Source organism: Terriglobus roseus (assembly GCF_900102185.1).
In the GTDB taxonomy this organism is placed as follows: domain Bacteria; phylum Acidobacteriota; class Terriglobia; order Terriglobales; family Acidobacteriaceae; genus Terriglobus; species Terriglobus roseus_A.
Genome location: NZ_LT629690.1, coordinates 3,965,157 through 3,982,877, shown reverse-complemented (window position 1 = coordinate 3,982,877; position 17,721 = coordinate 3,965,157). Strand labels below are relative to the sequence as shown.

General features: G+C 57.8%; 12 protein-coding genes. 3 read left to right on the top strand and 9 right to left on the bottom strand.

Annotation, left to right across the window (positions count from 1 at the left end; genetic code table 11):
* Nucleotides 1-60: 60 nt before the first annotated feature.
* The 3 genes from BLT38_RS16625 to BLT38_RS16615 form a co-directional block, all read right to left on the bottom strand.
* Nucleotides 61-1,020 (bottom strand): cation diffusion facilitator family transporter, encoded by a 960-nt coding sequence (locus BLT38_RS16625; RefSeq protein ID WP_083346196.1) that lies wholly within the window; start codon nucleotides 1,018-1,020, stop codon nucleotides 61-63.
* Between the two features lie 516 nt (nucleotides 1,021-1,536).
* A complete protein-coding gene (gene der, locus BLT38_RS16620) occupies nucleotides 1,537-3,405 on the bottom strand; it encodes a ribosome biogenesis GTPase Der (protein WP_083346195.1) in 1,869 nt (622 codons plus the stop codon).
* Nucleotides 3,405-4,178 (bottom strand): hypothetical protein, encoded by a 774-nt coding sequence (locus BLT38_RS16615; protein ID WP_083346194.1) that lies wholly within the window; start codon nucleotides 4,176-4,178, stop codon nucleotides 3,405-3,407. Before BLT38_RS16615 ends, der begins: the two co-directional genes overlap by 1 nt.
* Nucleotides 4,179-4,299: 121 nt before the next feature.
* Between BLT38_RS16615 and BLT38_RS16610 the strand changes: the two genes are divergently transcribed.
* Nucleotides 4,300-6,306 carry an ATP-dependent DNA helicase gene (locus BLT38_RS16610; RefSeq protein ID WP_083347146.1) on the top strand — a complete coding sequence of 669 codons (2,007 nt, stop codon included), beginning with the start codon at nucleotides 4,300-4,302 and terminating at the stop codon, nucleotides 6,304-6,306.
* A gap of 39 nt (nucleotides 6,307-6,345) precedes the next feature.
* Here the strand turns inward: BLT38_RS16610 and BLT38_RS16605 are convergent, their stop codons facing one another.
* Nucleotides 6,346-8,601 carry a hypothetical protein gene (locus BLT38_RS16605; RefSeq protein WP_083346193.1) on the bottom strand — a complete coding sequence of 752 codons (2,256 nt, stop codon included), beginning with the start codon at nucleotides 8,599-8,601 and terminating at the stop codon, nucleotides 6,346-6,348.
* A gap of 219 nt (nucleotides 8,602-8,820) precedes the next feature.
* Nucleotides 8,821-9,561 (bottom strand): YqaA family protein, encoded by a 741-nt coding sequence (locus tag BLT38_RS16600; protein ID WP_231966572.1) that lies wholly within the window; start codon nucleotides 9,559-9,561, stop codon nucleotides 8,821-8,823.
* Between the two features lie 157 nt (nucleotides 9,562-9,718).
* Here BLT38_RS16600 and BLT38_RS16595 point away from each other — a divergent pair, with 157 nt between their 5' ends.
* Nucleotides 9,719-10,819, top strand: coding sequence for an energy transducer TonB (locus BLT38_RS16595; protein WP_083346192.1), 1,101 nt, complete (start codon nucleotides 9,719-9,721; stop codon nucleotides 10,817-10,819).
* Between the two features lie 85 nt (nucleotides 10,820-10,904).
* On the opposite strand, the gene BLT38_RS16590 is transcribed toward BLT38_RS16595, so the two are convergent.
* Nucleotides 10,905-13,331, bottom strand: coding sequence for a TonB-dependent siderophore receptor (locus tag BLT38_RS16590; RefSeq protein WP_083346191.1), 2,427 nt, complete (start codon nucleotides 13,329-13,331; stop codon nucleotides 10,905-10,907).
* 240 nt (nucleotides 13,332-13,571) lie between these two features.
* Between BLT38_RS16590 and BLT38_RS16585 the strand changes: the two genes are divergently transcribed.
* Nucleotides 13,572-14,678 carry an alkaline phosphatase family protein gene (locus BLT38_RS16585; protein ID WP_083346190.1) on the top strand — a complete coding sequence of 369 codons (1,107 nt, stop codon included), beginning with the start codon at nucleotides 13,572-13,574 and terminating at the stop codon, nucleotides 14,676-14,678.
* Between the two features lie 144 nt (nucleotides 14,679-14,822).
* On the opposite strand, the gene rpsU is transcribed toward BLT38_RS16585, so the two are convergent.
* From rpsU to lepB, 3 genes are all read right to left on the bottom strand, one after another.
* Nucleotides 14,823-15,020, bottom strand: a complete 198-nt coding sequence (gene rpsU / locus BLT38_RS16580) for a 30S ribosomal protein S21 (RefSeq protein WP_041592738.1) — start codon at nucleotides 15,018-15,020, stop codon at nucleotides 14,823-14,825.
* A gap of 105 nt (nucleotides 15,021-15,125) precedes the next feature.
* Nucleotides 15,126-16,865: an AsmA family protein gene (locus BLT38_RS16575; RefSeq protein ID WP_083346189.1), complete on the bottom strand. Its 1,740-nt coding sequence runs from the start codon at nucleotides 16,863-16,865 to the stop codon at nucleotides 15,126-15,128.
* A 3-nt stretch (nucleotides 16,866-16,868) separates the two neighbouring features.
* Entirely contained in the window at nucleotides 16,869-17,663 is a 795-nt protein-coding gene (gene lepB / locus BLT38_RS16570) for a signal peptidase I (protein ID WP_083346188.1), read from the bottom strand.
* Between the last annotated feature and the right edge of the window lie 58 nt (nucleotides 17,664-17,721).

Genomic DNA, 17,721 nt, shown 5'->3' with positions numbered 1-17,721 from the left:
AAAACAACAAGCCCATGCGCGCAAAGGGCATGGGCTGAGGGTATTCGAAAGACTGACAGATCAATGCACATGGGAATGCGAATGTGCTTCCATACTGCAGAACACAGTCGCTGCGTGTGCCATGCGACACAGCCCATCTTCTTCCGGCTGAATCGTCGCATGCTCAATGCCGAAGTCATCATGCAGCATCTTCTCAATGCGACTCACAATCGCCGTCGTCTCCAGCAGCGTATGGTTCGCAGGCAGTGCCACATGGCAGCTCAGCAGATTGCGACCTTCACCCACCGTCCAAACATGCACATCATGCACGCTGCAAACAGGTTCAATCTCGCCAATACGCGCAGCCAGTGTCTCCGGATCAAGATGTGGTGGAGCCTTCTCCATCAACACATCGCTCGCCTCGCGCACAATGCCAATCGCGCTCCAGAAAATGAACACGGCAATCATCAGCGACACAATCGGATCGGCATACAGCCATCCCGTATAGCGCACCACGATGCCTGCAATCACCACAGCAGCCGCGCTCAACGCATCGCCCGCCATATGGATGAATGCTGCGCGTGAATTCAGGCTATGCTTTGCATCACCCGCCAGCGCCACGGCAATCACCGTGTTCATCAAAACCGAGATAGCGGCAACCCAGATCATCAGGTTGCCCTCAATCGGCTCCGGATTCCGAAAACGCCCCACTGCCTCAATGGCAATCCAAAGGGCAATCAAAACCAGCGTGCTGCTGTTAAACAAAGCGGTCAGCGTGGAGACGCGAATATGACCATACGTGTGCCGTCCGGCAGCAGGCCGCTTGATGGCCACCACGGCATACGCGGCCAGCCCCAGCGCCACGGCATCGCTCACGTTATGGCCGGCATCAGAGAGTAGCGCCAGGGAATGTGACACCCATCCGGCAATCGCCTCACCCGCGCAAAACGCCAACGTCACGGCCAACGAAACCCACAGCCGCTTGCCGCTGGTGGGTCCGTGTACATGATGGTGATGTGCGTGCGAGTGATCGTGCGCCATGCGCACCTCCACGTCCAGAATAGAACGTCACCAATATGGATGCATTTTCAGCGAGTTTGACCCAACCCCGGTCGAAGACCGTCATCCTGAACGAAGCGAAGCGGAGCTGAAGGACCTGCATTCCTTCCCCGCACTAGAACGCCTCAGGAAGGCAAATAAACGATTACGCCGAAGGCGTCGAGAACGGCACGAAGTGCCTGTCAAGCCCCTGAACCGTTTAACCCCAACAAACCAAAAGAAATAGAGTTGGCATGGCATTTCCGCCAAATCACTAAAATAGAACCAGAGAGAAAAGGGTCGCGCTTGGCGCGGCCCTAACTCCTTTAGAAAGGCGATTTTGCCCCTAACCCCAATAGACAGACGATTTTAGCGACACCGAAACCGTAACCCCACTAGAAAGAAGATTTTAGAAAAACAGGGGGGAGGGGGTACCCCTCAATCAGTCTTCGCAAAAGCAAAAAGCCAGCAAAACTGCTGGCTTTTCACGCCGAAGGCGTCGAGAACGGTGCGCAGCACTTACTTCTCGCTCTTCTTATTCCTCGCTCGCACCTTGAACCAGATCGGCGACCCGATAAAGCGCCACTGCGCGCGAATCTGGTTCTCCAGGAAGCGTTCATAACTGAAGTGCAGCTTCACATCGCGATCTGTGAACAGGATGAACGTCGGCGGCGCAACTGCAGCCTGCGTCATGTAGTAGATGCGAAGACGCTTGTTGTACGGAACGCCTGCCTTCTCGAACTCCACGTGATCCAGGAACTTGTTCATCTGGCCGGTCGAAATACGCTTACGACGTTCTCGCGCCACAAGCTGCACCTTCTTGAACACCTCGTCCACGTTGATGCCATCACGCGCACTGATGAAGATCAGCGGAGCGTAATCCAGATACTTCAAAGCATGGCGAACCTGTTCGGTGTAGACCTTCTGATCCGCAGGAGCCTGTCCATCTTCGCGGTTGGTGGTCACAGCGTCCCACTTGTTCACCACGATCACCACGCTGCGGCCGCTCTCATGCGCATAGCCACCAATGTTGGCATCCAGTCCGGTGACACCTTCCGTGGCATCAATCACCAGCAGCGCCACGTCCGCGGCTTCCAGGTGCTTGCGCGCCATGATGACCGACAGCTTCTCTGCCATTAGCGTGGTCTTGCCCTTACGGCGAATACCAGCAGTGTCCACAAACCGGAAGCTGTGTCCATTACGTTCCACCGTCTCGTCCACAGCATCGCGCGTAGTTCCCGCAATCGGCGACACAATAGCGCGTCCTGATCCGGTAAGCGCATTCAGGAGTGTGGACTTGCCCACGTTCGGACGGCCAATGATGGCAATGCTCGTCTCCTTGGAGACATGCTCGCCATGGGAGCGCAGCTTGCGCTCACGCGGAGCCTCTTCGTCTGTGGCCTCATCCTCCCAGACCTCTTCCAGCTCCTCTGCCTCTTCCGGCTCGGTCTGCGGCAGCGCGGCGGCAACTGCGTCCATCAGGTCGCCCATGCCAAGGCCATGTTCGCCGCTCACCGGGAACACATCCTTGTAACCCAACGTGCGGAAGCTCTCAGCCTGCGGCGCAATTTGTGCGGTGTCCATCTTGTTCACCGCCAGGAACACAGGCTTGCCGCTGCGGATCAGCAGGCGCGCCAGGTCAATGTCCGGCAGCGTCAACTCGCTGCGTCCGTCCACCACCTGCACAATGGCCTCAGCCTCTTCCAGCGCTATCTGTGCCTGCCGGAAGATCTCCCGTGGGATCAGCGCCTCATCGTCGGGAATGACACCGCCCGTATCCACAATGCGCAGCACGCGTCCTTCCCAATCCACCTCGCCGTAGATGCGGTCACGCGTGATGCCCGGTTCGTCGCCCACAATGGAGCGGCGCGTTCCGGTCAGGCGGTTGAACAGGGTGCTCTTACCCACATTGGGGCGTCCGCAGATGGCGAACAGCGGCGCGGCAATGGCGTCCGACGGACGCTGCGCCTCCTCGATCATGGGCAGCGTGCTGGCAAAGGCGTTCTCCGTCTCCGGATCGCTCAGGGCAGCGCGATGCACCAACCGCTTCTCCTGCACCTCAGCGCTGGAACCCATGCCACGCGAACCCTTGGGCGCCCGCGTGGGCTCAGGAATCCCCAGCCGCTCACGCTCTGCCTTGGGCAGCGCCCCGGGAGCCATCTGTGCCCCGGTAATGGCGCGACCCTTCTGCCGGGTAGGCGACTGCGTACGCACCTTGCTCTGGCTGAACGCGGCAGACTTCTTGGCAGCAATGCCCTTACGCCCCTTGGGCGAGGCACCACCCACCGTCGACGCACCGGCCTTAGCCCCCTTGGGGGTGGCCCCCTTATGCGGACGCGTCTGCGCTGTCCTGTGCTTTTTTCCGAGCCGCTTCTTTTCCGGTGCCATTATGCGTACCTGCTTCCATCTTTTAGGGTAGCAGTGCTGTGGTGGCGTTCCACCAGGAGCAGGCTCACAATTGCCATCAATGGAAATGCCACGGAGATCGAGAACAAGGAGAACCGGTGCGACACCGGGCCACCTTCACTCAACCCAGCCGCACCATAGAAGCAAAAGATCACAAAGGCAGTCAGCAACGCACATACGGCTCGCTGTCCACGCGAATACGGAAACAGCCAGCGGAGCGCCTTTGGCTCCATCCTCAAAAAGAACCATGCGGTAACAAGCAGGGTGGGAATTCCCGCGACCAACAGCAGTGTCCAGGGCGACCAGTTAAGCCCACTCTCCACCGCGAACGTGTCCATCAACAAATCCGTGCCATCGGTAAAAGTGCGAACCGGGATATAGTCAAGCAGATTCCCAACGCTCGCGACGACCACCCAATACGCTGCCATGGCCCATCCTGCAGCGTTCCGCTTGCGGGCGAAAGCAAACCCGATAAGCCCTAATGGCAATGTGATCAAAGCGTTTCCTAGTACGCCAGCACCACTTACCAGTGCTGCCTGCACACCGTGTCCTGAGGCAAGGATTGCGGCTTCGTCCACGTTCTGATCGATACCAAGCTGGATCGCCATCACTGTGGCGGAGATTGGTGGCACATGCAGGGCAAAGGGATTCGACTTCCAACCCAGCGCCCACGCCATGAACGAGTGCGCGTATTCGTGCGCAAAGAAAACTGCTGCATGCGCAAGCCACAATTGCGCCAACAGCAATGCGATCATGCGTGGCCAACTCCAGCGATTACCTTCCAAGGGGCGCATCCCCAAAGTATCTATGACGGAACGCGGTGCAGATACACTTAAAGATGTTCGCCTTTCCTGCGCCTTTATGCCTGCATTTGCCATGACCGACAAACTGCCCACGCTGCACGAGTTCTTCGCGCCGGGCGGCGTGCTGGCTCAATCATCGCTGAGCTATGAGCATCGCAAGGGACAATATGAGATGGCCAAGGCCGTCGAGGCGGCGTTGCAGGATCATCGGCACCTTGTTGTGGAAGCAGGCACCGGAACAGGCAAAACGCTGGCATACCTGCTGCCCGCGTTAAGACTCGCGCGCGAACGCGGGCAGCGCGTCATCATCTCTACCGGCACGAAGAATCTGCAAGAACAGTTGTTCTTCAAGGACATTCCGTTTCTTGAGTCACTGCTAGGGCCGCTGAAGGTCTGTTACATGAAGGGCCGCGGCAACTACGTATGTAAGCAGAAACTCTACGCACTGCAGCAGACGTCATCATTGCTTACCGAGTTCACAGAACTCGATCACTTCGGCAAGATCGTCGAGTGGGAGAGCCAAACGGAGACTGGTGATCGTGCCGAAATTGTCGGCTTGCCGGAGCCATCTCCACTGTTCTCCAAGCTGGATGCGCGCAGCGAAGCGTGCCTTGGTCAGAGCTGCCCGAACTTCGAGCCGTGTTACATCACGGCGATGCGGCGCAAGGCTCTTGAAAGCGACATCATCATCGTCAATCACCACCTGTTCTTCGCGGATCTGAATATCCGCCAGCAGGCGGCAGGCGCACCAGACGCGGGAATTCTTCCGGATGCTGCCGCGGTGATCTTTGACGAAGCGCATGAGATGGAGGCGGTAGCCAGCGACTACTTCGGCGTGGCCATCTCGCAGCAACGTTGCGAAGAGTTGGCGCGCGATGTGGAGATGATGCTGCGCGCGAAGAAGGTCTCATCCTCAAGCATTGAAAGCGCAACGAACGGATTGCGCGAACGCTCGCGTGCCTTCTTTGGATCGTTGCCTATGAACGGCTTTGAGCTTGGCCGGCAGCCATTCCGTGATCGCAGCGGGTTCCTGGAAGAACGTGGCGATGCTTATTTAAGTTACCTAACTTCCTTGGATAAGCTGCGCGACGAACTGGAACGCGTGAAGGACGTGGAAGAGGTTAACGGTCTGAAGCGCCGTGTTACGGACTTGCGCACGTCATCGACCTTTTTGATGGAAACAGAAGACCCGAACACGGTGTTCTGGATTGAACGTCGCGCTGCTGGCGGCGTGAAGAACTTCTCACGCACGCAGACAGGCCAGCCCATGGCGTATCACACCTATCTGCAGGCAACGCCCATTGATGTGTCTGAAATTCTCAACACCACGCTGTTCAAGGATTTCAGCTCTGTCGTGCTTACCAGCGCAACGCTGACGGTTCAAGGTGGCTTTGAACACATCGCAAAGCGTGTGGGCTTAGTGGGTGCGCGCGAACTTACCGTTCCATCGCATTTCCAATACAACAAGCAGGCATTGCTCTATCTGCCGCCTTACATGCCCGATCCGCGTGACCCGGATTTCCTGAATCAGGCTGCAGAGAAGATGCGCCGCGTATTGGAATTCAGTCGTGGACGTGCCTTCTGTCTGTTCACCAGCTACGCGCAGATGAAGACGCTCTATGAGCGCATGCTTGTGGAGTTGCCTTACCCTTTGCTGCTACAAGGGCAAGCGCCGCGCAAAGCTTTGCTGGACGAATTCCGTTCGACGCCGAATGCCGTTCTCTTTGGCACATCCAGTTTCTGGCAGGGCGTGGATGTGCAGGGCGATCAGCTAAGCTGCGTGATCATCGATCGCCTGCCGTTCGCGGTGCCAAGTGATCCTGTGATGCAGGCACGCATGGAGGCGATTGAATCTGCAGGCGGCAAACCATTTCACGATTTGCAGATTCCGCAAGCAGTCATCACATTGAAGCAGGGCTTTGGACGATTGATCCGCAGCGCCAGCGACCGCGGCGTTCTGATGCTGCTCGACAGCCGCATTCAAAGGCAGAGTTACGGCAAGATCTTCCTCGACAGTTTGCCACCCTATAAGCTCACGCAGGACATCAATGACGTGGAGAGCTTCTTCCATCGCGCATAGGAAATGCGAAGAAACGTCAGCAAACATCACTAACGCTGGCTAAAGCGTGATCCCCACGGCAAAGTGGTCTGCCGGTGGGGTCGCTGGGCTCGGTGCAGTCAGTGCAAATGTCGAGCCCTTGCATTGACGTATGGTGGCGAGTGCAGCAGGCCTTAGAAAATCGATCTGTGTGTCTTGTTCGATAGCCTTTGTAATCAGTTTTAAGAAATCTTCCCATGCAGGTTTCACGGCATCTGGGCCGGTCACTGTGGCCAGTTGCTGTAGGTCCGCACAGAAGTCCATGTAACGCTGTCCCGCCCACATGGAAAAAATCACCTGGCTCTTTGTTGCCGTGTCCAAACCGGGCCAGTCGCTGCGCCATGAGTTCAGAGAGTTGAAGCTATTCCGGTCTGGACTATTGGACCCTTGTTCGCCAACGTTCAGATCCTGCCAAGCTTTGTATGTCTTGAAGTACATTCTCCACTGACCTGGAATGGACAACCCACTGTGCAAAGTCCACGCATCAAGATCATCCGCGGCAGTCGCGAAGGAATCCCAGTTCGTCTTGTCATGAACACCACTCTTCGGGTCGGCAACGATGCGCTGGAACCCGGTGACGGGGATCTTCACCAGCAATTGAACCGTTGGATTGTTTGTGTTCGTGGCGAAGGCGCGCATATCTCGTACGGTGTTTGAAATGGCTTGGCTTTGATCGATTGCGCTTAGCATCAGCGCAATCTTTTCGATCGCTTTCTTGTCATTCTTCGCGTTCATCGCCAGATTCAGCGTGATCTCCGTATCCGAGAGTCGACCATCGGTATTAGCGTCGGCCTTTGCGGAGAAGTAGAAATCCATGCTGTGCATGGAGCCCACATAATTCGTCTGCGTTGTGCGTCCGACCTGCGCCACAAAATGAAAGACATTGTTGCCCGCGTAGACAAGCGACATGCTCTGACCGAACTGGCTCCACGAGTTCATACTCCATAGGTTGAAGATGTTGCAATTGACGCTGGTCTTTTTCTGGTATTCCTGCTCCAGGCCGCTGCCGCAATCCAAGGCGACAACACCAGTGTTCAGCGCTTTGACGAAGTCTCCTGCAATGGCTGCACTCCACGCATCCTTGTATCCATCGGAGTTCACGTTGGAGAACGTGTAACCAGCAAGCAGGGTTTTGGATTGTGTGTTCTCAATTGCGATTTGAAGATTGGCCTTGAGCCCATTCGCTTTGTTCAGCCAGCTTGTCAGCTTGTCGGTGACTTCGTCTGCATACTTCTGCAATTCGATCTTCGATGTCTCAGCGTCCAATACGCTTTGAAGCGTCTGTTTTCCGGTTGGATCACTTACGCGATTCACAACGGACGTCTTCAACGCGGCCAGATGATCCGAAACTTTTTCCTTCAGATCGACGCCCGCGTTCAGACTGATCGTCAATCCTGCTGCGAGTGTTGTTGTGCTGGATCGCTTGTCTGACTTGAAGAGATGCAGGCGTCCTGCATTGCCGATCTTTGAGAGGACGGCTTCAAAGCGGGCTTCGTATGCCATTTTGAAATCCAGAGATGCCGACGCAGAAATCTCCGGTTTCACAGAGGCAGACACCGTGGCTAACGGGCTGCCGAAAGCTTTGAACACGTCCGCCGTGCCTTGGCCAGCATAGAGAACCTGATCCACACCTGTGTACGCGCCAATGGCAAAGTTCAGGTTGCCGTCAAAATCATGGAATAGGTAATCGCCATTTTGCATCGCGTTCAGCGTGTGCGAAGTGAATGGCAACACAAAACTCTCGAATGTCTTCCCAATCGCGTCGATGACTTTTGTCGTAGGCGGGAAGGCTTTGCAATAGGTGATGGAGTACGTGTCCTTGGTGTCTGCTGAAGCCTTCACGCCATAGGCGCCGCCGGAATACTTTGCAGAAACATTGGCGGAGAGGCTGAACTTCAAAGAAAGACGAACGTACGAGAAGCCTTGCGGCAACGGGATCGACTTAGTCTCCGGGGAGTCCAGACCGTCGGTGTACGAACCCAGATCGCCGCTATTCAGAATGTCGAGTGAGCCAGTGGTTTGCGTATCCACTGAGCCGGATGCACTGGTTTGCAATCCGAAGATCATCACGCTGTCTGGCAATGTCAATTGATGCTGAGGACCTGAGTACGCAACTGAGGTCTTCTGCATATTCGGAACCGTCGACAGTGTGCCTTGAAGATACGGCTCCAGTGTCTTCACCAACTGAAAGGTGAGACTTGTGTCTGACTTGAGGTCTTGGAGCTTATCGGGATCTGTGGGGATGGAAGTTCCACCAAGCGATATATCGAGAGCCATGGATCATCTCTTTCGCGAAACACGCCGAGCCACTAAGGGCTCTTTTCAGCGCGTTTATTTTGATCATGTGCGAAGCAGGTGGATGCTTCCATGGCTCCCATGCCATGTCAATGAGATTCGTTAGTGATGAACAGGCATCAACAGAATTACAGCGGCATGGGCGTTCGCGAATCGCGTGCACCCATGCCGCTGTAGTTGGATCAGATTTGTTTTGCTGAACTACTCTTCCACGATGACGGTCTTGCCATCTTCAACGCCGTCTTCAATCGGAAGCTGTGTTCCTTTGCGGCGGTCGAAGACCTTACGCAGAACCCACACCACCACCAGTACCAGAAGGACGCCCACGACCATGCGCGTCAACTGTGCATGTGTGTGTACGCCGTGCATGACAACGTCCATTACCTGTGGGCCGTACTTATGGGTCAGGAACGCATAGGCGCCGTACTGAATCAGCTTGCCCAGAAATGCCGCCAGCAGGAAGACAGCGGGCTTCATCTCAAATACGCCTGCGCAGAACTCAAACAACTTGAATGGCGTTGGCGGCGGGCCGATAGCGGGAATGAAAATCGCCAGGAACTCCTGCCGCTCGAAACGATCGCGCAACCGTTCGTAGCGCTCGCGATTGATCTTGCCCAACAGGAAGATCTCACCGCCGACGCGTCCTACGTAAAACGGCACCAGGCTACCCACGCTGGATGCCAGCGCGGCAACCAACGGATAAACGAGCCACGTGGAGGCGTGGTTGTTCACATCGGAGATCAGCAGATACTGCCACGGCATGGGCAGCATGGCGGAATCCAGCAGCGCAATTGCAGCGAGTCCCCACAGGCCAAAGCGCTCAAAGAACGCCTGGGTGGTCTGGGTGAAATGCTTGAGCCAACCCACGTGGTGGGGTGCGGCTGGCGGGACCGCGGTCTGGGCGGTTTGCAGCAGGGTTGCGAGTGCGTGCAGGTGAAACATCCTCGGTCATTCTACCCGTCCCACACGCCGAGCTATGCCAGCCAGAGCACGGTTTCAATCGGGATGAGAGAATAATCCTGCTGTCGTGTAGCCCTCCGGCGCTTTTCTGCGCACAAATGGGCGTTTCGACAGTCCTACAGATAGAGATCAACTCAGCGTGCCGCCATACCAGACACCCTCTGACGAACCCACCCAGGAGACACCCCAGCCCGAGGAGAGTCCACGCCGCGGAAACCGCCTTGGCATGGGCCGTTACGGCGATCTGGAACAGCATGAACTGATCATGCTGCTGGATGAGGTGAACGACGAGCGTGCCAAAGCGCGCTTCCGCGAAGCCGTCTACATCTCCGTCATTGTCTGGCTCGTTCTTGGCTGGGTTCTGGTCTATGGTCCGCGTTATCTATGGCATGCGCCCGTTATCGTCATGGCGCCAGATAACGATAAGCGGTCCACCATGACCTATCTGGACACGCCGCCAGACCTGAAGGACCAGCTCAAGCGGATGAAGCCCGCGCCAAATATCAGTGCGCACAGCACCGAATCGCAGAGCCCGAAGCCGAATCCGCAGGTGCAACCAACGCCCCGCGCCGGAACGCCCGCGCCTCCCGCGCCCAAGCAGGCTCCTCAGCCTGCACCGCAGCAGGCAGCACCCGCTCCGCAGCAGCAACAGGCTCCACCTCCGCCGCAAGTAGCTAAGAACACGCCTCCTACGCCCACTCCGCCAGTGCCTCACCCGCAGCCCATGGTGGATTCACCTGCCCCAAACCCCTCTAACAACAATCGGCCTAACTTCGGCCAGGGATCGCAGAGCGCTGCATCGCAAATCGCCCAGGCCGCGCGTGGCTCGCGCAATGCTGGTGACAGTGGCGACTATGGCTCAGTCGGTCGGGGCACGCAGGGTGGTGCCAAGCAGGGCGTACAGATTCTCAGCGACACGCAAGGTGTTGACTTCGGCAAATATCTTCAGCGCCTGCTCTCGGATGTTCGCCGCAACTGGCTGCCGTTGATTCCGGAAGAGTGCCGTCCGCCGCTTAACAAGCAGGGCATTACCGGCGTTCGATTCACGATCATGCCCGATGGCAAGATCAGCGCGATGCATCTGGACTACTCCACGCATGACGTTGCGATTGACCGCGCGGCATGGGGTTCCATCACAGCTCTCGGTGCGGCGCAGCCACTGCCGAAAGAGTTCCACGGACCAAACCTGGAACTGCGTATTGAGTTCCGCGTGAACAAAGACAATCCCGACGCGCAATAAGCGCAGTCCTCGAACGAAGCAAAAGAAAGGCCCTCGCGACGTATTGCGAGGGCCTTTCGCGGCAATCCAGAGCTTCGGGAGGAGTCTAGAAGTTCCAGGACATGGTGCCGCGAACAATGCGTGGATCGCCCGGTTTCACGTACAGGTCGTTGTAGCTACCGGCATACCAGCGCTTGTTGGTGATGTTGTTTGCGTTCACTTGCCACATGGCGTGGCCGCGACCATAGCTTGCTGAGGCGTCCACAATGCCGTAGGCGGGCAGGCGGAAGCTGTTCGCAAGATCGCCAGATTGATCAGTGTAATGGCGTCCGCCAAAGCCGAAGGTGAGACCGCGCACCCGACCACGCGGAATCTCATAGGTGCTCCAAACATTGAAGAGATGCTTTGGTGCGTTCAGCGTGGGCGTGCCCGCGGGCAGCGTTGTGTCGTTGGTGACGATGGCGTTGATGAATGCGTAGGACGAGACGATGTTCCAACCGGCGAGCGGATGGAGTGTTGCCTCAAGCTCGACGCCGCGACTGCGTTGCGCGCCGGTGACCAGGTAGAAGTTAGGCACTGCCTGATTGGCCGTGGCAACGTTTTTGCGATCGAGTTGGAACAACGCGGCAGAGGCGAGCAGTTTGCCGCTGAGGAAGGATGACTTCACGCCACCTTCCCACTGCTGTCCGCGTTCTGGTGGCAGATAGGTGCTGGTGGTGCTGTTGACGTAGACCAGACCGGACTGCGGCAGGTACGACTTGCTGAAGCTGGTGTACACGGTGGTCTGGCCGAAGGCTTGCCATGTGACACCGAGCCGCGGCGTGACGCCGTGGCCATTCTGATTTGCCGATCCGCGGCTTTCATTCTTGGCCCAATCGAAGCGTCCGCCGCCGGTGATGGTTACGTGCTTGGGCAGGCGGATGTGGTCCTGCAGATAGAGGCCGGTGTACTGCGTGACGGTCTTCGTGTCCGAAGCCACGATGAGCGATTGCACCGGGTTCTGTCCGTATACAGGCTTGTACAGATCCAGCGGTTCGTACTGTGATGGGTCGTTAAAGTCGATGGACCAACCCTTGCCGATGGTGGGGTTGCGAAAGAAGTCGAGGCCGAGCAACGCGCTGTGTTCCATGCCGAGGAATTTGGCACGGCCTTCGATGTTCGTATCGGTTTCATGCGTTTGCCAGGGGCCGTCGTAGCTGTACGGGTAGCGATAGAGCGTGCGGTTGTCTGCACCGAGGAACGCGGGATAGTAGATGCGGCTCCAGTTCTGCTGATACCAGGCGAAGCGCGCGTTCTCGCGGAAGATCAGGTTGTCGCTGAAGCTGTGATGGAACTGCACGCCGAATTGCTGATTGGCCTGCGACATCTTGTTCGCGTTGGCTTCCAATTCGCCGATGTATGTGGAGATGGGCAAGATGCCGTTGCCGGGATTGGGCAGCACGGTGCCGATAGCGGGCAGCGGCATGCCCTGTCGACCGTTGTCGCGCTGGAAGCGGCCGGTGAGTGTAAGCCATGTGGAGGTGCGCGGCTTCCATGTGAGCGATGGTGCGAAGTAGTAGCGATGGCGGTAGGTGTAATCCACGAAGGTGTTCGCGGAGTGATACAGCGCAGCGAGGCGTCCGTATACCGTACGCGATGAGTTCAGCGAGCCGCCGATGTCGACTGCGGGATCAACGAAGTTGAACGAGCCTGCCGTGACCTGCGCGTGGACGAAGAAGTCCGGCACGGGCTTGCGCGTGACGATGTTTACAAGGCCGCCGAGAACGCTCTGGCCGTAGAGTGCGGAGGATGGTCCTTTGAGCACTTCGACGGACTCGAGGCCCCAGGTTTCTTCCATCATTCCGTTGCCGCCGCGCAGGCCGTCAATGTAGGTGTTGAACGAGGCGTCGAAGCCGCGGATGCGGTAGTAATCCCAACCGTCGTAATAGCCGCCTGCGATGACGCCGGGAACGTTCTTGAGTGCGTCGTCCAACTTCACCACTTCCTGCGAATCCATCAGGCTGCGATTGACCACGCTAATGGCCTGCGGCACTTCTGCGAGCGGTAGGTCGGTCTTGGTGCCGCCACTGCTGACGGGCGTTGCAAACTCATTGCCCTCCGTTGCGGTGACGGTGACGGCGCTGCGGACGTTGCCGATCTGCAGTACAGGATTCAGAACGGTCCCAGAGATGGAGTCAGCAATGTTGACCTTCTGCGACGCCGCGCCGAAGTTGGGCGCTTCCACGTCGATCTGGTATTCGCCGTAGGGGACGCTGACGGCGTAGGCTCCTGCTGCGTCTGCGGTGATCTGTGTGCGCAGCGTGCCGCAGGTGAGGGTGATCTGTGCGTGTGGGACGCTGGCGCCTGTGGGATCGGTGACGACACCGGAGAGACGGCGAGGCGTGCCGCGATGGCCATCGCAGCCTGCAGGCGCGGGCTCTACGGCGACGTTCGCTGTGGGTTTTGTGGCGGGGCGAGGGGCTTCGGCAACCGTGCGCATTACGGCGACGGAGGAGAGCGCGAGGGCAAACGAAACTGGCAAAAAGTGGCGCATGAGTACCTTTCAGGGATGTAGCCCGTGAAAGCAGAAAAGAACTCCGTGGGAATTCGAGGCTGCCGTGTGGGCCCATCGAACTCACTCCAACGGACTCCCCTCAGAGCGCCGGATGCAGTGAAAGCTTGTGCTTTCTAATATCGGACAATTTAAGTCTTATATCAAGCCGGCGGTGCGATTACAGGAATCGTCACCTCACTGGCTGCCATGCTTTTGGTGTTGCGGGTATCATCGGCACCGATGAAAACCGTGTCGTTTCTGTCGCTTCGAAACCTGCTTGTTCTTTCTCTTCTTTGTGGACTGCGTTTGCCCGCGCAGCAACAGACGCCCGTACGCAACGTGGTACTGGTCATGACGGATGGCATGCGCTGGCAGGAGATCTTCCGCGGTGCGGATGAGACGCTGCTGACGCCGGAAAACTACTACAACAAACGCGATGTGGCGCCGCTGAAGCAGCAGTTCCTGGCAGCCACGGCTGAGGAGCGTCGCCGCAAGTTGATGCCGTTCTTCTGGGAGCACTTTGGTTCCACCGGCTTCATCTTTGGCGATCAGGATGCGGGCTCCACGGCGTCTGTGACGAATGGCAAGAACTTCTCCTATCCCGGATATTCGGAGACGCTGACGGGGCATCCAGACCCGCGCATTGATTCCAACGACGACAAGCCGAACCCGAACCTGACCGTGCTCGCATGGCTGAATCACACGCCAAAGTTCAAGGGTAGTGTTGCCGCCTTTGGCGCGTGGCACACGATTGCGAATGCGGTGAACGCGGAGAAGTGTGGCTGCGTGGACAATGCCGCGTACGATCCGTTGGTGATTTCGCCCATGCCGCCGGCGTTGGCAGTGCTGAATGCGGTGAAACGCGATTCGCCGCGCGAATGGGATGACGAGACGTTCGATGCACCCACGTTCTACACAGCAGCGGAATATGTGAAGGCGAAGAAGCCGCATGTGCTGTACATCTCGCTGGGGGAAACCGATGAGTGGGCACATGCAGGAAACTATGGCGAGTATCTGCTCTCTGCGAACCGCGCCGACCAGTACCTGAAGCAGCTTTGGGACCTGCTGCAGTCGATGCCGGAGTATCGGGATTCCACTGCTCTGATCTTCACCACCGATCACGGCCGCGGAACCGTGGGCAAAGCCTGGCAGACGCATGGCGAGAAGACGCCGGAATCGAAAGACATCTTCATCGCGGTAAGCGCGCCGGGGATGAACGGCAACGGCGTGCAGAAGAATGTGGCGTTGGTGACGCAGTCGCAGGTGGCGGCTACGCTGGCACGTTTTCTGGGCGAAGACTGGAAGACGGCAGAACCCGCAGCGGGTGCGCCTCTACCGTTGAAGTAGGGGCCTTCGCTCCGTACGGTGGTCAACGCGTGTTGCGCGTGAATGCAACAGCAAATGAAAAGCCCAGCGCGAGGCCGGGCTTATTCAATGTGGCTAGTGTCGGCACCGATCACAGGCGAAGCCTGTCCAGAACGGTGCGAAGCACTAGTCCTGTTCCTTACGAACCTTCTTGCGATTCCGCTTGCGTGCCAATGCTTCCTTGACGCGCTTCTTTTCGCCGGGCTTCAGGTAGAAGGAGTGGCGCTTGACTTCCTTGATGATGTCTTCCTGCTGAACCTTCCGCTTGAAGCGGCGCAGTGCATTCTCAAGGGGTTCGCCCTCTTGGAGACGTACTTCTGCCATGTAGTAAAAACACCCCGCTCTCAGGTCACGCTGACCGTTTCTTAGGATATCGCAAATGGGCGCTGATGGGGTGGAGAATCGGCTCGAAACCGCTGTCGAAGCGGTCTAACGGCGATGCCGAGGCTTCGATTTGGCTGCAGGCACAGGGGCGGTCGCTGTCCAGACAGGCGTTCCCGTCCAGTTACGCTCCGTCAAAAGCTGGCTACCCTCGGGAGTGTCCGTAGGCATGGCATCGCCTAGTGGCGGGAAGTAACGGGCTGCCAGATGCGCCACATCTGCCGATGCAAATGTCAGCTTGTAGCGATTGCGGTCCAGCGTGCCGGTAACGCTATGTCCTTCAGCCACATGCGGCACAGCGGCTTCCGGTGTGGCCTGTGCGGCATGTTCTGTTTGATACGCGGTTAGTGTCAGCACCGTATCCGGCAGTGTGCTGTTATTTCCCGTTCCCACGTTTGTAAGTACCACATTCCATGTGTGGTTAGTGGTGGCAGCGTCTTCTTTTTGAGCGGGCACGGTGCAGGCGCAGACCACGGTTGTTCCCCAACGGCTGCTTTCCGGACCGGTATCTTCCTTCCACGCCGTCAGATCGAGTGATCCGGCAATGCTGAGATTGCTCGGAATGCGACGTGAGAATAGGCGTATCCAGGCCAAAGCGTAGTTGGGAGAAGCATCCTTCAGCGACGCTTGCATGGAGGCTGTGCTGAACGAGAAGGTGTCCGGAATCTCGCCGCGCAACAGGAAGACGCCGGGTTTGGCTGCGGCATCCGGCTTGTCATGCGCGCTGAGCGGTGCGGGCTCGCTGCGAAGGAAATCAATCGCTGCAAGGAACGACGTGTCTTCCTTGGTGGGCACAGCGCAACGGAGGTCGTGCAGGCTGCGCAGCAGGCCCGTGGTGGCGGCTTCGCAGTGTGCGTTGATCTGTGCGGTCTGTTCCGGTGCGAAGTCCGCGCGATGCAGCGAGAGCAGATGCAAATCCGCATTCAGGCGTGCCGTGTTCAGCGTGCCCTTCAACGTGGCCGAAGCAGAGGCTTCGCCCCGCCATCCCTGATCGCCGCCGGCAAACAGTTTCGTGGCCTCGCCCATGGGAGTGGGCTTCCATGCGGCGCTGAGATCAATGTTGGCCGAGGAGAGGTCCGCACCGCGGCCCAGGGTGGCTTCCACCTTTACCAGACCTACGTCCGATGCGTCGGTGTCGGTGCGCGAAGGACGTCCCGAAAGACGAAGTTGCCATTGATCCGGCTCCGGCAGCCACAGCGCAAACTCTGTTTCCTTTAGCGAAAATGGCAGCTTTACATCGCCGTTTTTAATGTTCAAGCGGGCATCGGTCGCTTCAATATAAGGAAAGCGTGGAGCTTCGCTGGCCTTTGCCTGCGTAGTCGGAGCAGACGTGATCTGCGAAGCCTGCGTGACGATGCGCTGCAGGTTCCATCGGCCGGTCTCCGGATTACGCACCAGATTGATCGAAGGCGAATCCAGCGAGATGCGCGACACTTCAATGCGTCGGCGCCACAGCGATGCTAGACGCAGCCGCGCTTCCACGGTGTTCGCGCGAAGGATCGGCTCGGAGCCAAACTCCGGTGTCTCGCTGACCACAAAGTTTGAAAGTGTCAGTCCCGGTAACGGCAACAGATGAAGCTGAATGTTGTCGATGCGAACGGGCCGTCCCAGCGCCTCAGACATGGCCGAGGCCACGCGCCGCTGATACCGGCTAATGCTGATGTACGGCGGCAGAACGACCAACAGCACCACCACCAGAGCCCCAATCAGAACGAAAGTGAGGCGGCGGCGGATGGTGGGTGTCCACAGTGGGTGATGGTCGTCGTGCAGAGTTTCTTCGTTCTCCATCGCCTACTGAATCCGGTGGAAGGTACGGCTCCAGCGAGTGTCGCTGAAGAAATGCGTAATCACGTGCAAGAACCATCCAGCAGTGCTGGGGTACTGGGCCTTTATCTGCATGTCGTCCGGCGTAATGAACGACCAGTAGACGAACATGGGACGGCCAATCAGGTTTTCCTGCGGCACAAAGCCCCAGTAGCGGCTGTCGAGACTCTCCAGGCGGTTGTCGCCCATCGCGAAGACCGTGCCTTCGGGCACAACGAGTTCACCGTTCTGCACATGGTTCCGGATATCCACCGCCCAGTGCTCGGCGTTATTCATCGCAGCGGCAGAGGCGATACCGTTGATATCGCGGGGGAAGTCGTCGCGCGCCGTGTCGTAGTTGTGGCTGGGGATGCCGGAGTTATCAGGGACAGAAATCTGCGGCTCATCCAGGCGCTGACCATTGCGGTACACAATGCCGTGCTCCAGATGAATGCGGTCGCCGGGCAAACCGATGGCGCGCTTCACGAGGATGAGGTCAGGAGTCTCCGCGTGGGGTTTGACGAAAACAATAATGTCGCCACGCTGCACCTGTCGGTGCCACTCCAGCGGCATCCACTTGGTGCCGGGTGCCAGCGTCACGCGGTCCACTAGGACATGATCGCCAATCAGCAGCGTCTTTTCCATGGATCCCGAGGGAATCGCGAAGTTCTGGAAGAGAAACGTCATGATGAAGAGACCGATAACCAGCACGTAGGCCAGTCCGGCAAGCGATTCAGGCAGGGTCTCTTGCTTTTCTTCTTGGGCGACTACAGTCTCTTCCATGGCAGCGTCTAGTCTACCGGAAGGCCGCGTCCGGTTCCGCTCCTTTTACAATCAACGC